General features: G+C 34.8%; 25 protein-coding genes. 11 read left to right on the top strand and 14 right to left on the bottom strand.

Annotated features, from left to right (window positions below; translation table 11 throughout):
* Positions 1-57: 57 nt before the first annotated feature.
* The 7 genes from J2Y60_RS04435 (at position 58) to J2Y60_RS04405 (ending at position 6,202) form a co-directional block, all read left to right on the top strand.
* Entirely contained in the window at positions 58-1,146 is a 1,089-nt protein-coding gene (locus J2Y60_RS04435) for an MBL fold metallo-hydrolase (RefSeq protein WP_309913852.1), read from the top strand.
* Between the two features lie 133 nt (positions 1,147-1,279).
* Positions 1,280-1,663: a BlaI/MecI/CopY family transcriptional regulator gene (locus J2Y60_RS04430; protein WP_309913847.1), complete on the top strand. Its 384-nt coding sequence runs from the start codon at positions 1,280-1,282 to the stop codon at positions 1,661-1,663.
* 177 nt (positions 1,664-1,840) lie between these two features.
* Positions 1,841-2,335, top strand: a complete 495-nt coding sequence (locus tag J2Y60_RS04425; RefSeq protein ID WP_309913844.1) for a biopolymer transporter ExbD — start codon at positions 1,841-1,843, stop codon at positions 2,333-2,335.
* A gap of 52 nt (positions 2,336-2,387) precedes the next feature.
* On the top strand, positions 2,388-4,040 hold the full coding sequence (locus tag J2Y60_RS04420; protein ID WP_309913842.1) for a TonB family protein: 1,653 nt from the start codon (positions 2,388-2,390) through the stop codon (positions 4,038-4,040).
* 98 nt (positions 4,041-4,138) lie between these two features.
* Entirely contained in the window at positions 4,139-4,747 is a 609-nt protein-coding gene (locus tag J2Y60_RS04415) for an energy transducer TonB (RefSeq protein WP_309913840.1), read from the top strand.
* A gap of 87 nt (positions 4,748-4,834) precedes the next feature.
* A complete protein-coding gene (locus tag J2Y60_RS04410; protein WP_309913837.1) occupies positions 4,835-5,671 on the top strand; it encodes an energy transducer TonB in 837 nt (278 codons plus the stop codon).
* A gap of 228 nt (positions 5,672-5,899) precedes the next feature.
* Positions 5,900-6,202, top strand: coding sequence for an isoamylase early set domain-containing protein (locus J2Y60_RS04405; RefSeq protein WP_309913835.1), 303 nt, complete (start codon positions 5,900-5,902; stop codon positions 6,200-6,202).
* Between the two features lie 208 nt (positions 6,203-6,410).
* Here the strand turns inward: J2Y60_RS04405 and J2Y60_RS04400 are convergent, their stop codons facing one another.
* Positions 6,411-7,520: a heparan-alpha-glucosaminide N-acetyltransferase domain-containing protein gene (locus J2Y60_RS04400; protein WP_309913833.1), complete on the bottom strand. Its 1,110-nt coding sequence runs from the start codon at positions 7,518-7,520 to the stop codon at positions 6,411-6,413.
* A gap of 35 nt (positions 7,521-7,555) precedes the next feature.
* Entirely contained in the window at positions 7,556-8,512 is a 957-nt protein-coding gene (locus J2Y60_RS04395) for an alpha/beta fold hydrolase (RefSeq protein ID WP_309913830.1), read from the bottom strand.
* 280 nt (positions 8,513-8,792) lie between these two features.
* Here J2Y60_RS04395 and J2Y60_RS04390 point away from each other — a divergent pair, with 280 nt between their 5' ends.
* Together J2Y60_RS04390 and J2Y60_RS04385 are read left to right on the top strand one after the other, a co-directional pair.
* Entirely contained in the window at positions 8,793-9,512 is a 720-nt protein-coding gene (locus tag J2Y60_RS04390; protein ID WP_309913827.1) for a methyltransferase, read from the top strand.
* Between the two features lie 50 nt (positions 9,513-9,562).
* Positions 9,563-10,513 (top strand): glycosyltransferase family 2 protein, encoded by a 951-nt coding sequence (locus tag J2Y60_RS04385; RefSeq protein WP_309913824.1) that lies wholly within the window; start codon positions 9,563-9,565, stop codon positions 10,511-10,513.
* A 467-nt stretch (positions 10,514-10,980) separates the two neighbouring features.
* Here the strand turns inward: J2Y60_RS04385 and J2Y60_RS04380 are convergent, their stop codons facing one another.
* Entirely contained in the window at positions 10,981-11,205 is a 225-nt protein-coding gene (locus J2Y60_RS04380; protein ID WP_309913822.1) for a helix-turn-helix transcriptional regulator, read from the bottom strand.
* A gap of 858 nt (positions 11,206-12,063) precedes the next feature.
* Here J2Y60_RS04380 and J2Y60_RS04375 point away from each other — a divergent pair.
* On the top strand, positions 12,064-12,747 hold the full coding sequence (locus J2Y60_RS04375) for a PAS domain-containing protein (protein ID WP_309913820.1): 684 nt from the start codon (positions 12,064-12,066) through the stop codon (positions 12,745-12,747).
* Between the two features lie 65 nt (positions 12,748-12,812).
* On the opposite strand, the gene J2Y60_RS04370 is transcribed toward J2Y60_RS04375, so the two are convergent.
* The 11 genes from J2Y60_RS04370 to J2Y60_RS04320 all read right to left on the bottom strand — a co-directional run bounded on the left by J2Y60_RS04370 (position 12,813) and on the right by J2Y60_RS04320 (position 24,627).
* Positions 12,813-13,616 (bottom strand): polysaccharide deacetylase family protein, encoded by an 804-nt coding sequence (locus J2Y60_RS04370; RefSeq protein WP_309913817.1) that lies wholly within the window; start codon positions 13,614-13,616, stop codon positions 12,813-12,815.
* A gap of 74 nt (positions 13,617-13,690) precedes the next feature.
* Positions 13,691-14,530, bottom strand: a complete 840-nt coding sequence (locus J2Y60_RS04365; RefSeq protein ID WP_309913813.1) for a hypothetical protein — start codon at positions 14,528-14,530, stop codon at positions 13,691-13,693.
* Positions 14,531-14,644: 114 nt separating this feature from the next.
* On the bottom strand, positions 14,645-15,082 hold the full coding sequence (locus J2Y60_RS04360) for a GNAT family N-acetyltransferase (RefSeq protein ID WP_309913811.1): 438 nt from the start codon (positions 15,080-15,082) through the stop codon (positions 14,645-14,647).
* 216 nt (positions 15,083-15,298) lie between these two features.
* A complete protein-coding gene (locus tag J2Y60_RS04355) occupies positions 15,299-16,087 on the bottom strand; it encodes a hypothetical protein (protein WP_309913808.1) in 789 nt (262 codons plus the stop codon).
* Positions 16,088-16,513: 426 nt separating this feature from the next.
* Complete coding sequence (locus J2Y60_RS04350; RefSeq protein ID WP_309913805.1) at positions 16,514-18,094, bottom strand: DUF1501 domain-containing protein; 1,581 nt, start codon at positions 18,092-18,094, stop codon at positions 16,514-16,516.
* Positions 18,095-18,159: 65 nt separating this feature from the next.
* On the bottom strand, positions 18,160-19,722 hold the full coding sequence (locus tag J2Y60_RS04345; RefSeq protein ID WP_309913802.1) for a DUF1800 domain-containing protein: 1,563 nt from the start codon (positions 19,720-19,722) through the stop codon (positions 18,160-18,162).
* A 320-nt stretch (positions 19,723-20,042) separates the two neighbouring features.
* A complete protein-coding gene (locus J2Y60_RS04340; protein WP_309913799.1) occupies positions 20,043-20,891 on the bottom strand; it encodes a prephenate dehydrogenase in 849 nt (282 codons plus the stop codon).
* 150 nt (positions 20,892-21,041) lie between these two features.
* A complete protein-coding gene (locus tag J2Y60_RS04335; protein ID WP_309913796.1) occupies positions 21,042-22,214 on the bottom strand; it encodes an aminotransferase class I/II-fold pyridoxal phosphate-dependent enzyme in 1,173 nt (390 codons plus the stop codon).
* A gap of 263 nt (positions 22,215-22,477) precedes the next feature.
* Positions 22,478-23,491, bottom strand: coding sequence for a hypothetical protein (locus J2Y60_RS04330; protein WP_309913793.1), 1,014 nt, complete (start codon positions 23,489-23,491; stop codon positions 22,478-22,480).
* 335 nt (positions 23,492-23,826) lie between these two features.
* Positions 23,827-24,276 carry a regulatory protein RecX gene (locus tag J2Y60_RS04325; protein WP_309913790.1) on the bottom strand — a complete coding sequence of 150 codons (450 nt, stop codon included), beginning with the start codon at positions 24,274-24,276 and terminating at the stop codon, positions 23,827-23,829.
* A gap of 141 nt (positions 24,277-24,417) precedes the next feature.
* The gene (locus tag J2Y60_RS04320; RefSeq protein ID WP_309913787.1) at positions 24,418-24,627 is read right to left on the bottom strand and encodes a hypothetical protein; all 210 of its coding nucleotides are present in this window, start codon (positions 24,625-24,627) and stop codon (positions 24,418-24,420) included.
* A 164-nt stretch (positions 24,628-24,791) separates the two neighbouring features.
* Here J2Y60_RS04320 and J2Y60_RS04315 point away from each other — a divergent pair, with 164 nt between their 5' ends.
* Positions 24,792-26,861 carry a S9 family peptidase gene (locus J2Y60_RS04315; protein WP_309913784.1) on the top strand — a complete coding sequence of 690 codons (2,070 nt, stop codon included), beginning with the start codon at positions 24,792-24,794 and terminating at the stop codon, positions 26,859-26,861.
* Positions 26,862-26,915: the final 54 nt, after the last annotated feature.

Here is a 26,915-nt window from a genome sequence, read left to right as displayed (position 1 = left end):
ATTGCTTTAAGCATCAAGCAACAAGTTGTAGGCTATGCTTGAATTTCGAAGAAAAGTATGAAACGCAGAAAGTTCATTCATAAAATTTTTACCCTCGCTACGATGTCACAATCTGGCGGGGGTATTCTTTTTACACAAGTTGAAAAAAAACAAGTCATGAAAACTCGTACAAATAATCCTGATTTAAAAACCATTCTGGACTCATGGGAAGGCACTCCAGTCGACGATGAAGGACGGTTTATGAACCATGAATTTCCTTTTATTCCTACATTTGGGAGCGTCTTTAAATGGATGACCACTAAGAATCCACAGAAACAATTCAAAAAAGAAGATACTTGGCGGTTACCCGTCATAAAAGATAATGCTTTTTTGAAGGACACACAAGATATGATTGTCTGGCTTGGTCATGCTTCGTTTTTTATTCGATTGAATGGCAAGCAAATCTTGATTGACCCTGTACTTGGTAAAATACCTGCTACAAAACGCCATTCTGAATTACCAATTTCCCCAGAAAAACTTACCAAGATTGACTACATTTTGATTTCTCATGCCCATTACGACCATTGTGATAAAAGCAGTTTGAAATTATTACAAAGCCAAAATCCAAAAGCAATTGTTTTGACGGGTCTAAGAATGACTTCTTTGCTCAGTAAGTGGATGCCTAATAACAAAATCCAAGAAGCTGGTTGGTATCAGCAATATCAAACCCATGATGATTTAGCCTTTTATTTCTTACCTTCCAGACATTGGTCAAATCGTTCTTTAGGCGATGCCAACAAAAGACTTTGGGGAGCATTTGTGATAAAAAGTGGCGATAAAACTATTTACTTTGGTGGAGACTCTGGTTATGGAAGCCATTTTAAAGAAGTAGCTACCTTATTTCCTAACATTGATGTAGCCATGATTGGCGCAGGTGCTTATTCGCCACGTTGGTTTATGTCTCCTAACCATCAAGACCCTGAGCATGCTGTTCAAGCGTTTAACGAAACACAAGCCAAAGTAATGGTTCCATTTCATTATGGCACTTTCGACCAAGCCGATGAGCCCCTATCAGAACCAGAAAAAATTTTAACGCAATTGGAAAGCGAAGGACAAATTAATCAAACACTAAAAATCTTGAAAGTTGGTGAAGTCCTTCCTGTATAAAAGAGCTTCTTTTTTACATTTGCTGAAAAAAATTAACAAAAACTAAGAAAATAGTTTGTAAACTAAAAAATTAGTTTTATATTTATATCAAGAATTCAAAGAGGTATCTATCATAAATAAATTCATAGAAAAAATGCAATCAGTAGAAAGAGAATTAACCAAAGCTGAAGAACAAATTATGCAAGTACTTTGGCAGATAGAAAAAGGTTTTGTTAAAGACGTTTTGGATGAGTTGCCAGAACCTAAGCCAGCTTATAACACAGTATCAACCATTATCAGAATTTTACAAGAAAAAGGGTTTGTGAGTCATAACTCTTATGGAAAATCACACGAGTATTTTCCAATTATTAGCAAAGAAAGTTATAGCTCGTTTGCCACTGAAAAGTTAGTAGAAGGCTATTTTGAAAATTCGTTTTCTAGTTTGTTTTCATTCTTTTCTAAAAAAGGGAAAATTGATGTAAAAGATGCAGATGAAATTCTGAGTATGATTAATAAAATGAAAGAAGAAGGGCAGTAAAATGCTTTAAGTAAGTGTCATTAAGTAAGTTCCAAAATACATCTATTAAATATTAAACGTACCGAGTTCTACAATATTAGTTGATAAGTATGATGAAACAAAAACACGATAATTCTACACCTTATAATTTTAACTTTTGAAAATTAACGTTCTATCAATCAAAACACAATTAATACAATGGCTGAAATATCTGCATCCGAAAACAATGGTTCAAAAAAGAGAAGTCATAAATTATCTACCAAGATTGATATGACACCTATGGTAGATTTAGGTTTTCTACTCATTACTTTTTTTATGTTAACCACTACCCTCGCTAAGCCAGTAGTTATGCAATTGAATATGCCTGATCAAGACGGTCAGAAATCGGAGGTTCGTTGTTCAGAATCTTTGACAGTTGTACTAGATGACCAAAATAGGATTTTTTATTATCAAGGCCTAGCTTGTGACCCAAAAGTTAGAAGTACTGATTTTTCTGACCGAGGAATCAGACAAGTACTCTTTGACTACAAACGCAAGATTGGAGACAATTTTACGGTAGTAATAAAGTCTACTAATAAAGCAAAATATCGAAACATGATTGATTTATTAGATGAAATGAAAATCACTAATAATAGACGATATGCCATCGTTAATATTACATCTGAAGACGAAAAACTATTGAGTATTAAATAATTGCAACAATCTCTTTAATCATTAAGCTATCCGAAAACCAAAATGTATCGCTATGAATTGGCTAAGCTATCTCCTTCAAGTAAATCTGTATTTAGTACTTTTTTACGGTTTCTATCGATTATTATTAAAAACAGAGACATTTTTCAACCTCAATCGAGGCTACTTGGTGGCATCGGCTGCATTGGCCTTTTTTATACCGTTGATGCAGTCGGAATGGGTAAGAGGCTGGTTCGTTACCGAGCAAGTATCACAAACCTTTAGTACATTTTATTCACCAGAGGTTTTTTACATTCCTACTCAAAAGATGCCAAAGGGTAGCTTAACAGTGGGTGATATGCTTGCGCTCTCCTACATTATAGGTATTATTTTGGGCATTTGTCGCTTCGCAGGCAACTTGGCATACTTAGGCAAAATGATGAAAAGAAAGATTGTTGGGGATAAAAATCAAAGAGCCTTCTCTTTTTTCAATGTAGTATTTGTTAGTAGAGAGTTGAAAAATCGCTCTACTATTATGAAACACGAGTTTGTTCATATCCGACAATTACACTCTGCCGATATTATGCTGTTTGAGCTCATTGCTATTTTCAACTGGTTCAACCCTATTGTGTATCTCTACAAAAGTTCAATAAAACAAATACATGAATTTATAGCCGACGAAGTGGCTAGTCGCCATGAAGCATCCAAAGCTGATTATGCTATGCTACTTTTTCAGGAACAATTTGGTGTTCAAGCGATTCCTTTAACTAATAATTTTTTCAATAATTCACTTCTAAAACTACGCATTGATATGTTACAAAAACAACGTTCAACTAGCACAGCATTATTAAAATATGGTTTGACGGCACCCTTATTTATGGCAATGATAGTAGTTTCATCAGCTACTTTGGCTAGTAAATCTATCACTAAGATTGATGATAAAATTGCTGAAGTAAGCAAACAGGATTTAAAAGAGATTGAAAAAATCAAACTCGATACTCCACCAACAAAATCTGCTAAACAAGTATTGTTAGAGTCTGGTATTGATGTTTCAGATGCTTTAATAATAAGTCCGGCTTTAGCAAAAGAGCTCAAAAAAGATAAGGAGTTTAAAACAGATACCAATCAGGTGTTTACCGCGGTTGAACAACAAGCTGAATTTCCCGGCGGAATGATAGCTTTTGCAAAATACCTTCAGAATAATTTAAAATACCCTGAAGCTGCTAAAAAAGCAAATGCCACAGGCAAAGTATATGTACAGTTTACTGTTAACCAAGATGGCTCAACTTCAAATTTTGAGATTCTTAAATCTGCTGGTTATGGCATGGATGAAGAAGCCGTCAGAGTTCTGAAAAGTGTTCCTAAATGGGAAGCAGGGGAACAATCAGGTAAAAAAGTAAATAGTAAATTTACAGTTCCAATCCATTTTGCATTAAACAGTGAACATGAGAATCCTACTATTACATTATCTAATAAAGGACAAGGTACTGTTCAGTTGAAAGGGAAAACGAATGGTATTTCTCTTACTTTAGCTAAAGAAGACGGAGGTACATCTACTATCAAACCTGCTCCTCTTTATATTTTAAATGGTAAAGAAATATCTGCTATTAATGAAATAGACCCTAATACTATTGAAAAAATAGACGTTTTAAAAGACAAAACTGCCACTGAAAAATACGGCGAAAAAGCCAAAAATGGGGTAATTGTGATAACCTCTAAGAAAAAGTAGTGAGTAGAACTATATATCGTATCGTTTAAAGAGTTTGGCTGATTATTAGTATGGTATTAAGACATGGGTTATATCTACTCCTATTTATATTAATCATTGTGGTTAATACCACGACTTTTGCCAACATTCCTATCTTCAAAATAGAAGATAGGATACCAAGAAGTCGTCAAGGCATTTCTGCATTTGAAAATGACAGTACAGAAATATTTACGGCGGTAGAACAACCGGCAGAATTTCCAGGAGGAATGAGTGCTTTTGCGAAATACTTACAACGTAATTTAACGGTTAAACTATCTACACTAAACTTCGTAGGAAAAATCTATTTGCAATTTATAGTAAACACAGACGGCTCAATTTCAGAGCTTAAAATGTTAAAAAGTATTTCTGATACAATTAATGAAAAATCGATAAGATTAATAACAGACATGCCTAATTGGAAACCTGCTTATCAATCTGAAAAAGCTGTAAGAAGCCGATTAACTATTCCTATTACTTTTGAAATGTTTGAAGAAGAACAAAGTAATGTTCAAAACAGGCTAGCTTTCCTATATACATTAGATGGAAAAGAAATTTCAAGGAGTATCTTTGAAAAGCTTGCTCCTAATCAGATAGAACAAATAGAAATTCTTGAAGAGAAACAAGCTGTTATGAAATACGGTGAAAGGGGTAAAAATGGCGTGATTGTGATAACATCTAAGAAAAAGTAAATATCTAAAAAACCTCAATCTAGTGTTGAGGTTTTTTAAAAATCAAATCAACTAAAAAATTAGTTTAACATCCAAACACAAACAATCATGGAAAATCAAACAGTATTACACGAAGAAGACGAAACATTGGAAGACATTGTTTTCCAAAACCGCAACAAAGCTTATGGTGCTTATCTTTTACGCACTGGATACCATAAATCAATCAAAATTGCACTTGGTATTGGTATTGGATTATTTTGTTTAGCGATAGCTGCCCCTATGATTTTAGCTAATATTAAGCATGAAGAAAGAACTGAAGTGATAGCAGATGTTATTGCTTGCCAACTTTCAGAACCACCTAAAGATATCCCTATTGAGCCAGAACAAACGCCTCCTCCACCCGAAAAAACAGTTGTACACAAAACAATTGCTTTCATGGCCCCTGTAATCGTAGAAGACGATAAAGTAACAGAACTCCCTCCTGATCAAGAAACACTTAATAATACAGATGCTAAGATTGGTTCAGTAACGCAAGATGGAGATACAGGTGAAATACCTGTAGATGACCCTGACAAATTTAAAACTGGTGAAGGTACTGCCCCTGTAGAAGTAAAAGCTGAAGTAGAAACAGAATTTTTATCTGTTGAAGTAATGCCAGAATATGCAGGAGGAAACGCTGCCTTGGCTAAATTTCTTCAGAAGAACTTACGCTATCCTCGAAATGCCTCAGATGCTGGTATTGGTGGTAAAGTATATGTACAGTTTGTGGTTGGTAAAGATGGAAACATTTCAAACATTGATATTCTGAAAGGCTTAGGGTTTGGATGTGATGAAGAAGCCCAGAGAGTAATAAAACTTATGCCACGCTGGAATCCTGGTAAACAGTCGGGTAGAAATGTTACTGTAAAATTTACGTTACCAATTGTTTTTCAGCTTGACCAATAAAGTAAGTGCTAATACTTAGGAGATATAAGAAAATAAAATTTGTTTTAGTAAAAAGTATTGTTAAAATATAATTATTTCAACTTTATTATATTTTAATCATTTGGTAGTTAGGATATTATAAAATATTTTTTTGAATATTTGTGTTAACTTTGGTAATAATAACATCAAAGTATCGACCTGAATTATTTCATAAAATAAAAATATTAATCTTAAAACCCAATTACGATTATGGCTTTAACGAAACAGTATTCAAAAAGTAAACCAGTTTGTAAAGTAACTTTTGCTCTTCCAGCAGAAACTGTAAATGGTGCAAAACAAGTAAGTGTATTAGGTGATTTTAACGAATGGAATCCTACAGCTTTGAAAAAACAAAAAGATGGTACATTTAAAGCATCAGTTGAATTAGAAGTAGGCAAAGAATTTGCCTTCCGCTATTTAGTTGATAACGACATTTGGTTGAATGATGCAGAAGCAGATAAATTTGTTCCAAATGGTGTTTCTTACGACGAAAACTCTGTTGTAGTACTTTAGTAGGAGTTGTAAATTGTGAGTGATGAATTGTGAATCGTTTATTTAATACTGACTATTAATTAAAAGACGGTAGAAAATTAGAGTATTTTGCTCAACTTAATTTTCTACCGTATTGTAAACATACAACACTTTTGTACTGAACTTGGGGTAATTTAGGTTATTGCTAGTCTTAATCCTTAGTTTTTGATTTCTCCTCGGATGCTTCTATTTATACTTTCACTATCATTTTCTTCTCGTACATAATCCACAAGATTCCCAACCAAATCAGTACAAAAGTGATTGCTCCTGCCAAAGAAGCATTTTTTGGTTCACTAAAAAAAGGAACTATGAATGATTTATACAGCCACGTAATGGAGCTTACCTTTTCGCCATCGGGCATCGCTATTTTTATCATGTTCATGATGCGTGGAATTAAGCCTGATAAAAAGAACACTGTGATAGCATTGACACCATATACCACAAAAGGTGTTGTCCAGAAAGTATATTTTTTGACATCTATCAACCAGTAAAAGCTAGCCAGAAAAATCATCGCCAAGCCAATCGTCCAAAGGGCATAAGAACTTGTCCAGAGCGACTTGTTAATCGGAAAACCTGCGGCATCCCAAGCCCATGCTAGCGCTAAAGAAATACTTGCGTAGAAATAGACATACATCAACTTCTCGGTTACTTCTTTATCTTTTCTTTGCAACCAAGTACCTACTAATACGCCAGCTAGTCCATTGGCAATAGCGGGAATTGTGCTTAATATTCCTTCAGGGTCCCACACCTTTACGGCCTTGTATAAATGAGGAACACCCAAAATTAGTCTGTCTAAATACGCCCCTAGGTTATGTTCTGGTTCTAGGTTGGCTGCACCAGCATCAGGCACAGGTACGAAGGTCATCAGTAACCAATAGCCTATCAGTAGCGACGCAAAGATGATTTGTTGCGTTCTATTTTTAGTGGTTAAAAATACAATAGAGCTTATTAAAAACACCAAAGCTATTCTTTGTAAAACACCGGGAATTCTGACTACTGAAAAATCAAATTTTGGAAAAAGTGAAAGAAAAAGCCCTAATCCGAAAAGCTTGGCACTTCTTTCAATAATCTTTAGAATCGTTTTACGGTCGGCTGTTTTTCCTTGAAAGGCAAATGAGATGGAGACGCCTACAATAAACAGAAAAAAGGGAAAGACTAAGTCTGTGGGGGTACAGCCATTCCATTCGGCGTGTTCTAGTGGTGCATAAATATGTCCCCAATCGCCTGGGTTATTGACAAGAATCATCATGGCGACCGTCATTCCACGAAATACATCCAAAGAAAGTAAGCGTTGTTTCATATATATATGTTGATGAATAAGTTTTCTCTAATTTATCATTTCTTCACAAATTCTACAATCCCTTCTACTAAACCTTTTGAAAGTGGTAAATCTGGATTGCTGTATGTTTTCAAATTCTCTTCTCTATCCATAGGTGCATCTTTTAAAGTATGGTTCATACCCGCAAGAATTAACAACTTGGCTTTCGGATTAGCTTCTGCCAATAGCTTTGCTTCTTTTTCCTCTACCTGAATATCTGTTGTTCCTTGTATGATAAGTGTCTTTGCTTTTATTTTTTTAATTTCCTCAGAAGGTACATATTTCAACCAAGAAATCATATAAGGTTGAATACTGGGTCTAAAAAGTGAAAAGATATAGAAAACCTGCATCAATTTTGGTAGCTTCTGTCCGCTTTTTAACACAGAAAAATCTCTCTTCACTTCATTTTTAACAGAATCTGGCAAAGTTTGTTTTTCTGTTTGTTCAATGATGATATCATCTATTCCTCTGGCAGGCCCAGCCACAGAAATATAACCATCTACGGTTAATCGCTGTGATGCGACCATCCCTATTAAAGAACCTTCTGAATGGCCCAAGACAATTATTTTCGAAAAACGATTACTTTTCTTTAATGTATCAATCCACTGTTCAGCATCCTGTATATAGGTTTCAAAGGTTAAATCACTTTCTTTCATCATGGCACCCATACTTTTGCCTACGCCTCTTTTGTCATACCGAAGCGACGCAATTCCATTATTGGCTAAACCTTCTGCTAAAAACTGGTAAGAATTGGCTTTTATATTTAGTATACTGTTGCCATTTCTATCCGTAGGCCCTGAACCTGCGATGATTAATACGACTGGTATTTTTTTCTTTGTGTTTTGGGGTAACAACAATGTTCCATCTAAAACGCCTTTGGGTTGTTTTAAGACGATGTTTTCTTCTTGATTTTGGGCAAAAGCATGATTGAGTAACCCTAAGCAAGCAAGGAAAATGATAAGAATAGACTTCATGAGAATGATTTTTAGTGATATTAAATCAATGAAGCAGTTTAAACTTTCCATTTCTGAGGTGAAAGTATTGTATTTTTGAATTGATTTTTTCAAAATTTACGAAGTATAGCATCGCTACGTTGAGAAAATTTTGGAACAAGCTATTCTAAAAGACTTAGTTTAATCCGAAAGGGAAAGCTTAAACAGCTTCAATACTTTAAAAGCATAATGACTAATATCAGTACTTAATTTATTGTAATTTTGAAACTGTTTCAAAGATGCAAATTATCCACAATATTCAATGTCAAAAAGTATAAACGGCTTTCAGTTTAAACAATTTACGGTTCACCACCAAAATACTGCCATGAAAGTAACCACTGATGCCTGTATTTTAGGAGCTTATACCGATGTAGCGGAAGCTAAAAATATTTTGGATATTGGTACGGGTACGGGCTTACTTTCATTGATGTTGGCACAACGAACGAATGCTAAGATTACGGCAGTGGAGGTTGATGACAATGCGTATCAACAAGCCTTAGAAAATGTTCAAGATAGTATTTTCAAAGAGCAAATAGCGGTTTTTCATCAAAGTATTCAGGATTTTACAGCACGCAATAAAGGTTTATCTTTTGAGTTAATTATTAGCAATCCTCCTTTTTTTCAGAACCACTTAAAGTCTCAACAAGAAAAAAGGAATATGGCTTTGCATACTGATACGCTTTCTTTTGAAGATTTAATAGCATCCGTTATTCAATTATTAGCACCAGCGGGTCAATTTGTGGTTTTACTTCCTGCCTATGAAAGTAGTGTTTTAGAGATATTGGCTTTAGAGAAAGGACTTTATCCCCAGAAAAAATTACTGATAAGACATAGAAAGGAATCGAAAATATTAAGAATTATTACGACCTTTGGGCTTGCTAAAAAAGAGCTTGCCCAAGAAGAATTAATTATTCGTAATCTTGACGAAAGCTATACTGCTCAATTTGAAACGCTGCTAAAAGCGTATTATTTAATTTTTTAGAAATACAACGGAGAACATTCCGTTAGTTATCCCGAAATCGTATTCACAATATGTTAGATATTTCTGTTATTATTCCGCTATATAACGAAGAAGAATCATTACCTGAACTTTGCAATTGGATAGAAAAAGTGATGAAAGAACATCATTTTAGCTATGAAATCATTTTTGTAAATGATGGAAGTCGTGATAATTCTTGGCAAGTTATAAAGGGTTTGTCTGAGCACAACAGTTTTGTAAAAGGTATTTCCTTTAGTAGAAACTACGGAAAATCGGCGGCTTTGCATGTTGGTTTTAAAGAAGCTTCTGGTAGAGTAGTCATCACAATGGATGCTGATTTACAGGATAGTCCTGAGGAAATCCCTGAGCTATATCGCATGATTACAGAAGATAATTACGATTTAGTCTCGGGCTGGAAACAAAAACGTTTTGACCCTATTACTAAAACCATTCCTACAAAACTATACAATGCGGCTACTCGCTCGATGTCGGGTGTATATTTGAATGATTTTAATTGCGGGCTAAAAGCTTATAAAAACGAAGTAATTAAATCTATCACGCTTTATGGCGAAATGCACCGCTATATTCCTGTACAGGCAAAATGGAATGGTTATGATAAAATCGGAGAGAAAGTAGTGCAACATCAATCTAGAAAGTATGGAACGACCAAATTTGGTATTGAAAGGTTTCTATATGGTTTCTTAGATTTACTATCAATTACTTTTGTTCAGAAGTTTGGCAAAAGACCCATGCACCTTTTTGGTGGGTTTGGTATTTTGTTCTTTATGATTGGTAGTTTTATTACTGTTTATTTGATTGGCGATAAGGTCTATGCTATTGCTAACCACCTAAAATTCAGAAACGTAACCGACAATCCCCTTTTCTTCATGGCATTGGTTTCCATCATCATAGGTGTGCAGTTGTTTGTGGCGGGTTTTATTGGTGAATTAATGACAAGAAACTCGGAGAAGACTACTGATTACCAGATTCGAGAGAAGGTGTAGTTTGAACGATAAATATCTTTATTTACAGATGGCATGGCTTTGAGAAGTCATGCCATCTGTGTTTTTATGTACGCCATTGCTAATCACCTAAAATTTTGGAATGTCATTTAAACCAGATGAATGGCTTGTTCAAGACATAGGCATAGCTTCATTTATCAAAGTTTAGCACTAGATGATTTATTTTTCACTTCTGTGAATTGTGTTATCTCACTTTAGACTAATTATGGATAATATCTAATCATATCTTGCTAAGATATGATTAGATGTCCCTTCGTTTTATAATTACCTTTACGGGTATCTTCAAGTAATTGGGGTGTATTAAGACTTAATACTGTTGCCCAAAGACAGGTACAAAGTATATTAACATATACGCTATACCTGTTGGATTGAACAAGATTTGTTTGAATTATAAAAACAAAAATAATTTAAGAATATTTGCCCTTCCTAATAGTATGGTTTTACGTAAACTATTTGTCAATATTAATAATAATTCGTTCCAAAGAAATTCCTAAACCTTCAGATATTTCAAAAAGATAGTATAACGTTGGATTAATATTTCCAGCTTCAAGTCGCTGAATAGATTGTTGATCCTTCCCAACCGAATGGGCAAGTTGTGTCTGGGTGATTGACTTTTCCTTTCTAATCTCCCTTATTCTAACACCAAGTTTATTTAAGAAATCCTCTTTTTTCATTTAAGAGTAAAGGAATGAGAGAAAACAAGAAAATTATACAACGTATCCGTTGTATTTTTATTTATTTTATATAATTTAGCGATATAATAAACAATTTTCATAAAATACATCCTTACATACTTTAACCAATAGTTTCAAGCACCATTCATTACTGCTATCTAGTTGATTGTAAAGCGTGTAAAGGAAAATGTATTGATATTTTTTTTATTTTTTATCAGTATTTTTATTTACAACCTAATTAGACGAACACAAGATGTTCTAATTATTACTAACACACCAACAAAATGTATAGTTTTTTTTTAACCCCTTACTTACTCGCAGGAGTAAGCCTACTAATTTCGTGCCAAATTTTTATTGTCTTATATTATTTGATTCGAAAAACCAACACGAACAAATGCCCAAGCTGTGGAAATAAACTGAGTGGAGTTAGGATAAGCAGACCCTTTATTATTAAAGTATTTTTGTCACCTTTCGTCCGCAATATAAGATATTATAAGTGTCTTAGCTGTTACCGCAATTTCTTCATTGTTCATGATGAATCACAGAAAGAGACAAATGAATATAATGAAAATTCTAAATCCGTTAGTAACGGTTAGGACTATTCTACACCTCGATTTACGCAAATAAAATAATTATTCGAAAGTCCACTTCATTATAAATTTCACTTTTTACCACTACCTAACCACTTGCATTTCAGGACAGTTATATACTGTCCTTGAAATAATTCAGGAAATATCAAAGTATTTTACCTCTAGCTGAATAAGTATTTTACATGTTTATCTAATATATGAGTAAATATTAATTAAATATCAATGCGTGAACTTTAATAAACTTATTTAAAATACCTACATTAATAAGATGGAAAAAACAAAGTTCTTTAATCTCGAAACTGATATCAAAAGTAAAATTATAAATCGTCTTCTGTATAGTATGCCATTAGCCATTTCACTATTTGACATCCAAAAGAGACAGAATATATTTACCAACGAACAGTATTATAAAGGGATTGGTTACACTGCTGATGAGTTTGACCCACTTGACAAAGATTGTTTTAATAAACTAGTACATCCTGATGACCTTCCAGGTTTACATAAATTTCTTGATGTACTCACAAATTCTCCCAACGATGGTTTTCATATTTTAGTTAATAGATGTATTTGCAAAAATGGAGAATTCAAATGGTTCAAAAACTATATTACTATTGTAGAAAGGGAATCGTCTGGTGCACCTAGCCTTTTGTTAGCCCTTGCTCATGATATTACAAGCCAAATAGATTCTAGGCAAAAGTTTTTGGAACAGATAAATAATATGGAAAAAGTATCCTTTACGCTATCACACGAACTTCGTCATGAACATAGCAAAATACTCAGTATTCTAGATATTTCAAAAGATAGCGACATGATAGAAATTGGAGATCTTCAATGGCTTGCTAATACCATTTATACAAGTGCTGAAAGCATTGATAAATCTATCCATAGTATTTCTCAACAATTACTATCAATAAAAACTAAATTCATTAAGCTTAACTCTACTGAATTGTAAATTAAATAATATTACTGATGGCATAATTTTGAGTCATGCCATCAGCATTTCCTTATAAGTTTCTTTTACTTCTTCGCTTGCAATTCTTTAATATGTTCTGCTACATCCAACATCGGTGCTACCCAAATATCTTTTTCATTTTGCTTTAGATAATTTAATAATTCTCGATGGGCTTTTAGCGAAACGTCTATGTTATGCTCCCCGCCTACTCCATGAAATAATAAAACTAAAAGTTTGCCTGATGTTACTGCTCTTTTTACTAAGTCAATCATCTGCTCACCAGTCTGTCCATTGATGGCATAACAATCTGTGGCATATAAGTCTACTTCCTGTAAATTATGCATATCTGACCTTACACCTCTGGCAGCTACAAAATCATTCTTTAAATCGTTCATGAAGTAGGTATCACCAATTTTCATATCGCCACAGGTATAAGCGAAAGTACGTTTTGATTTTCCATCTAACGTTTTTAGCAATATATTGTTCATCTTGATTTCATCAATCATCCTCCTGACAGAATATTTACTCATGTCTTTTTCAGGACTCACCCATTCTCTACCTTTTAAAGACGCATCACAAGGATGAAAGAGGGTATGATTGCCCATTTCATGACCATTTTTAGCCGCGATTTTCCAATCTTCAATACGGTTTTTAAATCCATCTGCATAGCCTATTAAGTAAAATGTTGCTTTGAAACCTAGAGAATCTAATAGAGGAATGGCATTATCTAAATGTACATTTAGCGCATCGTCATAAGTCAATACTACAGCACATTTTTTACCATTCCAAACTTGTTGAGAGCTTTGAGCTAAAGAAATAGAGAACTTAATAAGTATAAAGAATAGAGAGAGTATAGCTTTCAATTTCATATTTGTGGATAATTATTTTGAGATGTTTTTTGATGGCAAGACTCAAAGTAATGCCATCAATTGATTTGGACAAACTATTGACGAACAATTTTAAATTTAACTTTATTGATTTTCGAAGTCCCCTCCTCCTCATTATCAATCGTAGTGTATAAATAAGTAGTATCGTTTACTATTTTAAAAGCAAATTGGGTAGGCCTACCAGTAGCAAGGTTAAAACTTATCAAATCAAGATTATTATTGGGTTCACCCATAAAGTCTGTAAAAATATGGAATGTCTTAAACGTAGGATGTCCAGTTAAACTACCGTCAGGATTAAAATTAAGTTTTGAAGCATGATTCTCAGTATCAATCAATAAATTACTCCCTGTAAATAATTTATCATTTACCATGTATTGAAGCCCCCATGCTACATCTTTCTTGTTATCTGACAAATCAGCTACTTTAGAGAATTGTGTTTTCTCTAAGAGTTCATTCGTTTTGTTAAAATGATACAAAAATAGAAAAGCCTCTTTATCGATAAACTCATAGCCAAGCTCATAATAGTTTGACTTATCTTGATAATCTACGATATTGGTCTTAAAGGTCTTTTTGTTCTGCTTATTTAGATATACATAGAAATTAAGCTCTTCATGATTATTCCAACTTGCCTGAACTTCCAAGCTATCGCCTTTTACATTTCCCCCAATAATTATGGCAACAACTCCTTCAAGTTTATTGGATGATTTTACAGGAGATTTAGTTTTTTCTATCTCATTGATATAGTCTGTTAAAACCCAATTACCATTAAAATCTGATGGAAATTTTTGAGATAAACTGTCAACCAGAACAGGCGTCTTTTCAATCGCCTGTTTCTTTTCATTTGAACAACTTGTCAAAAAGAAGCCTATTATCAGTATAAAAATTAATATCCTCATGGTTAATCTTTTATAGTTAAATTGATATTACAAGAAGATAAAATTTTCATACCAACAACATATAATAATCATGCAAAAAATTGGTCTCCGATAAAAACGAGATGAAATCTCGTTCTACAGTTGTTTTTTCATTTTCCAATGCTGTATTTCTCCAAAGAGTAAATATGAATCTGCATAGATTTCATAGCCGATAGCTTTATAAAAATCAAGGGCATTGATGCGGGCATCGAGTATAATTTCTTCTAAGCCTTTTGATTTCCCTAAATTTTCTAAATATTTCATCAAGAATTTACCGACCCCTTTACCTTGGGCATTTTTAGCCACCGCCACACATCGTACTTGTCCTTGCGTAGCTGAATTCATTTGTAAACGAGCTACTCCTAGCAGTTCATCTGTTTCACTATCAATCGCCATCACATGGTCTGCTTCGTTTTCATCTGCTAATACTTCGCTCCCTTTTTTCTGATGCCAAGGTTCACGCAATACTACGAACCGTAAATCATAATATTTTTCCCATTCTGATGGCGTACTTGGTATTTTGGCAATAAGCATTTTTTTTTGAGCTGTAAGCTTTAAGCAATGAGCTTTGAGCTTTTTTTAGTTTTTAAATAATGAAGTTAACTTAATGTTGTCATAAATTACTGATAGCTTAAACTAAAGAAATAACTATGTTTTTTTAGCTGTAAGTTTTGAGCAATGAGCTTATTTTAGTTTTTTACTTCGTACTATCATAAAAGCTCAAGGCTGATAGCTCACAGCTCAAAGCTGTTATAATTCCTTTACTTCACCAGAAACGCCTAATTCTGAAAAAAGGCGTTGCCAATAGGTAGAAATCGCAGGATTGTTAAGCTTTCTAGAAGCAGTGGGTTCAAAAGGTTTAGCAATAAAAATTTCTGCCATGCTAATATTGGGTAAAACACTTTGCAAACGAGCAGCATCTTCCCTAGCCCAACCTACCGCAGAAGCATCATCCACGGGTGGTGTTTTGTGGAAATCTCTGCGATTAGTACCCGACATACTTTCTACCATATCAGAAAGGAAATATGCCTTTACTTTAAATCCTTTACCAATTTCATGGTCAATCAAGGGTAATGCAGCCTGAATATCAGTGTTGTTTTTACTTGTAGAAGTGTTTTGAGAGGTTAAGTGGTTGATAACTACTTTCTTGAATATGCTTCGTTCTTTACCTATTTCCATCGCAAATGCTGTCTTTTGTGCTTCCGCATCTGTGGCACTAGTTCCTTCTGAAATTTCCATTTCTGAACGTGCAACCAATTCAGCTACTTTAGCTTTTGCTGTATTTTCATGGATAAAAAATACTTCTATTTTATCGCCTTTTACTTTGATATTTTCATCAATCAATTCATTAATAATCTTAGTATATTTTTCATAAATGAACTGCTTACTTGGATTTACGCTAACTGATTTATCGATAAAAATCATTGAGCAAGTCTTACTTTCGTCGACAGCATTTTCATATTTTGTAGCGGGACTAGAACAGCAAAACAATATGGTACTAGCAATAACAAACAAAAAATATTTTATTTTTTTTCTCATGGTTTTTCAAGGGTTATTATATATTGTGAAGGCCGTTAAAAGGTTGGTTTACTGCTTAGTAATTCAAAACTTTTGCAAAATAATCAGATTTGCTTTAGAATCCATCATTACGACAAACTTATCGTTTATCAATATGTTATTATCTTTGAAGCATTATTTAATTTTGACGACTCATGAACAAAAATCAAAAAATATTTCGCTGGGTTTTTATCATTTTCACACTATTGATGGCTGGATTAGCCATACAAATGGGCATGAATACCACCGCTCCGTGGAACAAGAACAAGAATAAGGCAAAGATTGAAATCGGCAAGATAATATATAGACCGTAAATAAATAAAGCTTTGTGCTGGGCCATACTGACAAAAAGTGCCATTGCTCTATATTTTGGCTATGGCACTTTTTAAAACCCCAAATGATAAGTTATTATCTTTGAACCATAAGTGCTTTTACGATAGGTTCTTTATCGGTTTCTACTTTTACAAAATATTTACCCATTGGCATATTATCGACGTTCAAGCGTATTTTGGTACGAGAAAGTCTTTCTGGATGAGTGTAAAAACTACGTCCGTACACATCTGTAACTACTAATTCCATATTTTTAGCGAATGCCTCCGAATCCAAAAAGGTTTCACTTTGTGCTGGATTAGGATATATATTTAGTTCATAATGCCCTATTTCTTCTTCGTTTGCCAATACAGCAGGTGCTCTAAAAATAGGAAGTGGAGCTGGGTCTACCCCTAACAAAACATTTTTTACCGAACTTTCGCTTGCTCCCATCCAATCTTGTAATACAGCGGCATAAACTTTTCTGAAGTCGTTTTGCAATGTAATATTACCACTTTGTAAGGCTTTTAAATCTGGATTTTTGCCAATCATTTGTTGTTTTACCCCATTGCCAAAAATCAAAAGTGGTGATGCCCAGCCATGGTCTGTACCATAACTACCATTGGCGGCAGCTCTTCTCCCAAATTCAGAGAATGTCATTCCAGCTACTTTGTCTTGTGTGCCTTGTGCCTTTAAATCATCCATAAATGCTTTGATGCCCTCAGAAAGTCTGCCCATCAGTGTAGCATGAGTCCCCGTTGTGGTATCACTTGCCACTACTTGTGACGCATGGGTATCAAATCCGCCTAATGATACAAAATAGATTTTGGTTTGTAAGCCTCCGTGAATCATTCTAGCTACAATTTTTAATTGATCTGCCAACGTATTTGAGGTAGGATAGGAAACCAAATTTTTGCCTTTTTCAGCGGCAATTTTCAAGGACGAAGCATAAGCAACTGATGAAATTTGCTGTTGGCGAACAAAAGCAGTGTATTTACCTGCTGGTGTATTCGGCAATGACCCCGGAATTACGCTAGGCTTGTCACCAATAATTTTGTAAAAAGTATCAGGGTCTTGAATAGCCAATGCTGATGAAACAGAACTTGTATTGAATACTGTCGATGAAATAGAAGCTATTTGAACAGCCAAAGGGTCTGGGTTAGCCGTATTCGGGTAATCGTCCGCAAAATTAGGGTATTTACCTTCAATATACCGCCCAAGCCAACCCGAAGTAGAGAATTGATTAGCATTTGTAGCTGTAAACCATATATCACTCGCTCTGAAATGTGAAAAGCTTGGATTGTCATATCCTGCTGCTTGTATAATAGATAGTTTACCTTCATTGAATAGCGTTTGTAATCCCTTCATAGAAGGGTGCAAACCAGTTGCTTGATAGCCATTTAATGATAATACCTTAGCCTCTGGAATAGCAATACTTCCTCTGAAATTACTGGCAGTATAGGTAGAATATTGGTCTAATGGTAATACCATATTGAGTCCATCATTGCCTCCAGCTAATTGAATTACTACTAAAATACGCTCGTTCACATCTGCAACCTTTAGCATTTCCTGCATAAAAGGGGTAGTTGCTTCCGTATGTGCTTTGGCTCCGAAACCATCTAGCAAAAATGGCAACAACAAAGACGAACCAGTATATTGAATAAAATCTCTACGTTTCATCACTCAAAATCAGGATACTGTGGATAATGTTTTTTAGTAGTTTCTCTAATTATTTAGCTATCAACTTAACCCATCTGAAATTCCGCTAATCGGAGTAAGTAGGTAAACAGCCTATCTAAACGACTTTTTACGGCAGTCTTTTTATTATTATTATTAGGGTCATCAATATGGTCTGTCCAGATTGTAATCCATTCGTAGTAAGGTTGACCAGCCATCAATACTTCTTCTACTAAATATTTATTTTGTTCGTCGCTAAGGACAACAGCGAAAAGTGGCTGTGTTAATGCTTTCACTAAGCCATAAGGCTCTTTTGGATTACTGGTGTTTTTAGCAAGAGCAATGGAATCAAAAGTTAGTTTCAGAGAAGTTGAACCCTTTACGATGATATCGGTAAATGAACCTTTTAAAGCAAGCGTTGTTGAATTTATCCAAATTTCGTAGAAATCGGTATCATAATATGGTCGCCAGCCAAATACGCTAGGTTGTTCCAATACTTCCATTTGCTGTTCGCGTGCCCTAGTAAAAAAATAAGTAGTAGCATTATCGAAAGTCAAGCGGTCTGTTAAGGGGTCGGGTAGTTGATAATTAAACGTTCGTAGTGTTCCAATGACCAAATCTAAAGGGGATTTTATTTGCGAACCCAACAGATTTATATCGAAAAAATGCTGACTTTTCAACAATGTTTCAATGACAGGTTTAATTTCATAATTTTTCCGAAATATGGTTGCTAAGGGCTCTATTACTTCTTTTTCTATTTGTTCGGAAATCTCTGCTTGTACAAACCAGCGATAGAACTTACGCACGATAAACAACGCTGTTGCCTTTTGGGCAAGGATTAAATCAATAAATTCTGTCAATTCTTCGTCTCCAGCGGTGGCCGTGGTACGTCCCTTAATGGTTTTATTTTGATAGAATGTTGAAAACACTTTGTCTTTAGTATCGTGCTGACTAATTCTAAATTCTGTTCCAATATCTGGCTTAGTAATATCTCTGTAACCGATAGTACGCCAACCAGTTAACACCCTCGCAGCAGCTTTCACATCGTCTTCATTATAATTCCCAATACCAATCGTAAATAATTCTTGGAGTTCACGAGCGTAGTTTTCATTAGATTTTGCTGCTGTATTTTGGTCATTATCTAGGTATTTCAGCATTGCAGGGTCTTTGCTTACCTCAATGACGAATTGCCTGAAATTGCCTAAAGCATATTTACGCATCAACTGTAAATAGCTATACATAAATCGGGCATCTGAAGCTTCGGTGGTTGTTGAAACAAAATGATTTTGCCAAAAAAGTGTCATTTTCTCAATGATTGAAACAGGTTGTTTAATCATTAATCCAATCCACCAATACTTTAATTGTTTGCGTGCATTGCTATCGTAAGTATTCCTATCAGCATCTGTTGCAGCATTATTTCCCCATGATAAATTATGAAAAGTTGTACCATCTTTAAGGGTAGGATGTGTTGGTGTTGGCTGACTTGCTAAAAGTTGAATAACGATTTCGTCAACTTTCTTTCCTGTCCATTCTTTTAATTGAGCTGGCGTGGCTCCAAAGGTAGTTCTACGCAGTAAATGGGCAACCTGCTCACTAGAAAGAGGTTGAGAATAAGTATCAATTAATGCCATGTGATAGCTTAACTTTCAAAACGTTTATAAAGAGAGTTTGAAAGTTAGACAAATATGACATTAAATAGTTTAATTTGGACAAAAAAATCTTTTTCAACTATTTTTAATAGCTACAAGTATTAGCAAATAAGCTAATAGACTTTATGATAATTGCTTACAAAAATAGCTACCCTCAGTATTAAAATTTTGGGGTAGCTAAGTAAGAGTTGTGAATTGAGAGTGATGAGTTGTCTTTGCATCCGAGGTTAAAACATTGATATACAACACTTTAATTCATACACTAACGCTGTTTATTTTACATAGAGTACTATAAGTACAAATTATTTATTCAATATTCGTTTGATATCGTTTGCCTGTGTAAGGTACTCTCCGAACTTCTCGTAGCTGTCTGAAATCATCAGCCCTTTGAATTTCAATAAGGTAGTAATATAAGCATCTAGCACATCGATGATGTTTTCTTGGTTTTGTCTGAAAATTGGTATCCAAGTTTCAGGGCTTGACTTAGCCAAACGAACCGTTGATTCAAAACCAGTACTTGCCAAATTGAAAATACTTTCTTCATCTTTTTCTTTGGCTAACACTGTTGATGCCAACGCAAAAGAACAAATATGCGAAATATGTGAAATATAGGCAGTATGTATATCGTGAGCAGTAGAATCCAAATAAGTAATTCTCATTTTTAATCCTTCTACATACATTTTCTTGATTAACTCGACCAATTCTGGTTTAGAATCTTCAATATCACAAAGCACGCAGTTTTTATGATCAAACAGGTTTCTGATAGCAGCTTCTGGTCCTGAGAACTCAGTACCAGCCATTGGGTGAGTAGCTACAAAGTTCGCCCTATTGAGATGATTCTTTACTGCATCAATTACCGCTTTTTTAGTAGACCCTACTTCTATCACCACTTGGTTTTCAGTAATCTGATTTAATACCTCTGGCAATAAAGTAAGCAAGGCATCTACAGGAACAGCCAAAATAATAATATCCGACTGCTTAATGGCATCTTGCAAAAGTGCGATACGGTCTATTAGTTTTAATTCTAATGCCTTAATAATGTGTTCAGTTTTGTTATCAACACCTATGATGGTATCAGCAAAACCATTTTCTTTTAAACTCAAAGCCATTGAACCACCAATAAGCCCAAGTCCAACTACTGAAATAGTCATAATTTTGTATTTGGCTTTGAGCTTCAAGCTTTGAGCAATGAGCTTTAAGCTTTGAGCGATGAGCCTTTATTTTTAAAAATCTTTTTTCTTAATAATCTTTTACGCTAAAAAGCTTTCAAGTCTTCTATCTTAGGTCTTGAGTCTTTTATCCTAAAGTCCTGAAGTCTTATAGTCTTTTATCTTTGAAATCGCCTCCTCAAAAACTGAAACCTCTGCACATAAAGAAGTACGAATGTAGCCATCTCCTGCTGAGCCAAAGATTCCCCCCGGAGTAATAAATACGCCTGTTTTCGCTAGAATTTCATCAGATAATTCATATCCCGTTTGATAGTTAGCAGGAATTTTAGCCCATACAAACATTCCTGCTTGATTATGGTCGTATTCACAGTTTAGTAAATCCATCAATTCAAAAACCTTCTTCTGGCGTTCTTTATAGACAGCATTTAGTTCCTCAAACCAAGCAGGTGGATTTTCTAATGCTTTTACTGCTGCCATTTGCAAAGGCAAAAACATACCAGAATCCATGTTAGATTTGAAGCGTAATACTGGATTAATAAACTCAGCTTTCCCCACTAAAACACCTAAACGCCAGCCAGCCATATTATGAGACTTCGACAATGAGTTTAATTCTAGGGCTACTTCTTTCATTCCTTCTACGGCCAACATACTTTGTGGGTCGTCGTTTAGGATAAAGCTGTATGGATTGTCGTTTATGATTAAGATATTATTGGCCAAAGCAAAATCCCTAAGCTCTTCAAAAAAGGCGTTATTCGCTTTTGCTCCCGTTGGCATATGTGGATAGTTCACCCACATCAATTTCACTTTTGATAAGTCTTGTTCTGCTAGCTTTTTCAAATCGGGCAACCATCCGTTTTCTTCCGAAAGGTCATAAGCCACTACCGTTGCACCCGTCAACAATGAAGCAGCACGATAGGTTGGATACCCAGGGTTTGGCACTAAAACTTCGTCGCCAGCTTCCAAATAGGCCATAGAAATGTGCATAACACCTTCTTTTGAGCCTATTAAAGGCAATACTTCATTGACAGGATTTACATTTACTCCATAAGCATTTTGGTAAAAGGTAGCGAAACCTTCACGCAAAGCAGGAATACCTACATAGCTTTGATAGGCATGGTTTTTAGGATTTTGAGCAGCCGTTGCCAATGCTGAAATAGTCTCAGCAGAGGGTGGTAAGTCGGGACTACCGATGCCCAAATTCAATACGTCAATACCTGAGGCACGCATTTCTGCGATTTGTTTTAGCTTGGTCGAGAAGTAATACTCCTGTACCAAATCCATTCGGGAAGCTGGTTTTACATTCATTGGTTAAAAACCTCATCGAACTTGCGAAAAGGCACAAAAAAAACCGACTTTTTCAAGTCGGTTTGTGTATATGTATTTTTTGAATTTCAAAAAGATTAGTCAAAACACAACCGACTGCTACTGCGCGTAGTAGTAATAATAAGTACGGTATGTGTTCGCTGCATTATTCATGACTTCAAAGGTAATGTGATTTTTTTATTTTGACAAGTGTTTATGATGAGAATCAAAAATTTGATTCTTTATAGTCGCTCAATAGCTAAGAATTATCTATTTCTAAAACGATTAATCGTTTTCACCAATACTCTTTTAGTACTTACTTTAATAGTATTAATGGCTGATAGCACTTTTGTCTTTGGCTTCGGTTTTAAAGAAACATTATAGTTTTCTAATAAATGTTTCTTGGCTAATTCTTCTGAATTCCAATAAATATCTGAGTTAGAATACGCACTGATGCCATTTCCTAATGAGTTAAAGGGCGAATGTGTTGCAAAATCTTCTAGCCTATGATGCTTAAAAACATAACCTTGATTTACCATCTGGTGAAACCAAACTGTACCCCAGTCATTTCCGCCCCAGCCTGCAGCGAACGTAACATTATTACCTTTGGGCAAGGAGCTTTCACGATAAATAGCTGTACTAATTAAAGCGGCATGTTCATTTAAACGACATTCTGGTAATGGATGAATTTTATCTTCATGGATTAATCGCATCGTTACTTCCCTTCTTGGAATAGCATGGCGATTCATCATTTCAATTAATTCATTCTTTGTAGGCTTATACTGATCGAAAGTACTAGACTTACATTTGTTCTCAAAAGCAGCAGGACATACCCAACACTGACCAATCGCTCCTGTACCAGCTAATTTTTCAGTCCCCTTTTCAAATGTTGCTAACATTTGTCCTACAGCGTCATCATGAAAAAGGCAATCGTTATGAATAACCAATACATAGTCTTGTGTAGAGTTTTCAAAAACATATTGATAAGGAATTTGATAACGATACTGGGCATCTTTTCGAGTTCTTTCAAAATCCAGTTCCCCCAAATTATAAAAATACTTAGGTTTAAAGTATACTATTGGCTCATCTTTTAAAACTTGCTTCAATAGGTACATCCCATTTGAATCTTTTTGTGGTTGGTTCTTTTCTACTGTAACATAGATTTTGTTAATATGCTCTCTACTATATTTCAACAAACTTTTAATGGCTAGAATTGTATGGAAAGGCTTACCATATAAGCAAACACTTACATCGACTTTCTTTTTTGAACGGTTACTCATAAAAATTATAATCTTAGTGGTATGTATGGTTTTAATAAATAATGGGCATGTCCAATCACCTCACAATTCTAGTAGTATAAAATGGAGATAATAAAATTAGCAGAGCTAGGCTTAGTAGTATAAGTAATAGTGGTAATTACTTATTTCTGAGCACATGTCTTAGATTGTAATCTTTCCTGAAGTCAGGTAAAATGATATGATTTTAGTCACAAAGTTTTCTATTCATGTAGATACAAACAGTATAGAACATCTGCTATTAAATCGTTAGGTCGAAATTAATATTGATTTTAATATTTATGAACTAATAAGACATTTATTTTCGAAGATTAAATACTTTACGAAATTTCCTTAACTAAGTCAAATACCAAATCAGATTCAAAACCCTTACTTAATGCATAGCTTACTAGCTTCTGTTTCCGTTTTAGGGGATTACTTTCTTTAATTTCTTTAGATTTCTTTTCAAGGATTTCAGCTAGTGTCTGGATATAATCTTCATCATCTATTTCGCTCATGCCTGCTTTCAAGCAATATTCAGATACGCCTCGCATTTTTAATTCTTGGCGAATTTTTAACCTTCCCCAACGTTTCTGGCGGAATTTGCTTCCTGCAAATATTCTGGCGAAGCGTTCTTCATTAAGATAATTATTCTCAATCAACCATACAATCATCTCTTCGGCTTCGTCGCCTATTACTTCCAATTCTGATAACCTTTTACGTACTTCCTGTTGGGTGCGTTCTTGATAGGCACAAAAATTGGCGACTTTCACGAGGGCTTCTTTATTCATACTATTATTTAATAAGGAGGCTTTTTTAGATAGAGTTGTGAATTGCGAGTGTTGAATTGTGAGTTGTCCGCTCTCAGGATTAAAACACTAATGCACAGCACCTTAATACAAACAATAACTTGCTTATTTTACCCAGACTATTTATCTCCGCAATTTATCTTTTTTGTAAGAATCTATTGCGACAAAAATTACTCTACCAATTAATCCAAAACAAATAATGCCTCCGGGAATAATAATAATAAAATGTTGACCAAGAACAAGTTGAGCAATAGCAAGCTGTATTAAAAAAAACAGTAAGGCTATCAGCATTAGTCCTCCAACAACCAATAGTATATAGGCTATCGTTTTCATTTCTTTCGTTAAGATTTAATTTGTGTTTTATGTAAGACTGATAACTTTCTTACAAAGATGAAAGTTTCATAGATAAAAGTCTCATTTATCTATGAAAAACTTATCTTTGAGCATTGGCGTTTCCACTTTGAGGGTAAGTTGATTGAAAGTAAAAAATTAAAATAATGAATCCAGATGTAATGCAAGCTCCTGTGGCAGCGATAAAGCCACATCCCATGACGCTACACGGCGACACTCGTCAAGATAATTATTATTGGTTGAATGAACCCGAAAATCCAGAAGTTATTGAATACCTTAATGCAGAAAATTCCTATACAGATGCCGTAATGGCACCTACTAAGCCCTTACAAGAAGCCCTTTTCAATGAAATGAAGGGCAGAGTAAAGGAAAACGACGAGTCTGTTCCAGTAAAAGATGGCAATTATTACTACTATTCTAGGTATATTGAAGGCGGAGAATATCCTTTGTATTGTAGAAAAAAGGGTTCTTTAGATGCAGAAGAACAGATTATGTTAGATGGAAACATAATGGCAGAAGGATTGTCTTACTTCAGTATTGGCGGTTATGAAATATCAGATAATGAACAAATATTAGCGTATGGAATAGATACCGTTAGTAGAAGAAACTATACCTTGAAGTTTAAGGATTTAACAACAGGTGAAATATTAGCTGACGAAATTCCTAATACAGAAGGTGGAGCTTATGCTTGGGCGACTGATAATAAAACGATATTTTATATGGTGCGTGACCAACAGACTTTGCTGGCATCAAAAGTATATCGCCATGAAATAGGCACGCCAATAGCATCAGACGTTTTGGTTTATACCGAAGAAGATGCTCAGTTTTATATGGGCTTGGGTAGAATGAAATCTAAGAAATACATCATTTCGGTTTCAGAACAAAATGGCGTTTCTACAGAATACCGTTTGTTAGAGGCCTCCAACCCAACAGGACAATTTGTTCCTTTCTATCCACGAGAAGAGGGCTTAGAATATTCTATCGAGCATTTTGAAGATAAGTTTTATATCAGAACAAACGTGGATGATGCTATTAACTTCAAATTAATGGAAGTATCGGAAGGCCAAAGTGCAGGTATAACCAATTGGAAAGAGGTAGTTCCACATCGTGAAGATACTTATCTGGATGGCATGGAGGTTTTTAAAAACCATTTGGTTTTACAGGAACGACGCAATGCTTTGATACATATTCGTATTATCAATCAAGCTACGCAGGCAGAACATTATATTCAATTTAATGAAACGGCCTATGATGCTGGGGTTTCTTCAAACCCAGATTTTGAAACGAATATTCTTCGGTACTCATATACTTCGCTGTCGACGCCCTCTTCTGTGTATGATTATGATATGGATCATCAAACTCAAACCCTGATGAAAGAACAAACTGTTTTGGGCGATTTTGATAAAGATGATTATGTCAGCGAACGCCTGTATGCTACTGCTAGGGATGGTATTAAAATACCAATTTCTATTGTGTATAAAAAAGGATTTAAAAGGGATGGCTCTCAACCTTTGCTTCAATACGCTTATGGTTCATATGGTTATTCTATAGACCCATATTTTTCTGCTGCCCGACTTAGCTTGCTAAATCGTGGCTTTGCTTTTGCTATTGCGCATATCCGTGGAGGACAGGAAATGGGGAGGCAATGGTATGAAGATGGCAAGTTGTTAAAGAAGCTAAACACTTTCAATGATTTCATCGATGTTTCGGAATATTTGATAGCAGAGCAATGGACATCCAAAGATAAGCTTTTTGCCAATGGTGGCTCTGCGGGCGGTTTATTGATGGGCGCTGTAACCAATATGCGTCCAGATTTATACAAAGGTATTTTGGCGGCAGTGCCTTTTGTAGATGTAGTAACAACCATGCTCGACGAAAGTATTCCTTTGACTACTGGTGAATGGGAAGAATGGGGAAATCCTAAACAAAAAGAATATTACGATTATATGAAATCGTATTCGCCTGTTGATAATGTAGAAGCAAAGGATTATCCGAATATGTTGGTCACTACAGGCTTACACGATTCACAAGTACAGTATTTTGAACCTGCCAAATGGGTAGCGAAATTACGTGCTTTAAAAACCAACAATAATCTATTGTTGATGCACACAGATATGGAAGCAGGTCATGGTGGAGCATCGGGTAGATTTAAGCGTTTTCATGATATAGCGTTGGAGTATGCTTTTATGTTGAATTTGATGGGAATCTATGCTTGAGTGATGAGTTTGGAGTTTGGAATGAGGAGTTGTTTTTACTGATAACAAGATTAC

It is taken from the genome of Arcicella sp. BE140 (assembly GCF_031456255.1).
Classification (GTDB): domain Bacteria; phylum Bacteroidota; class Bacteroidia; order Cytophagales; family Spirosomataceae; genus Arcicella; species Arcicella aquatica.
The sequence above is the reverse complement of the archived record's forward strand: the minus strand, read 5'-3'. Positions and strand labels throughout refer to the sequence as shown.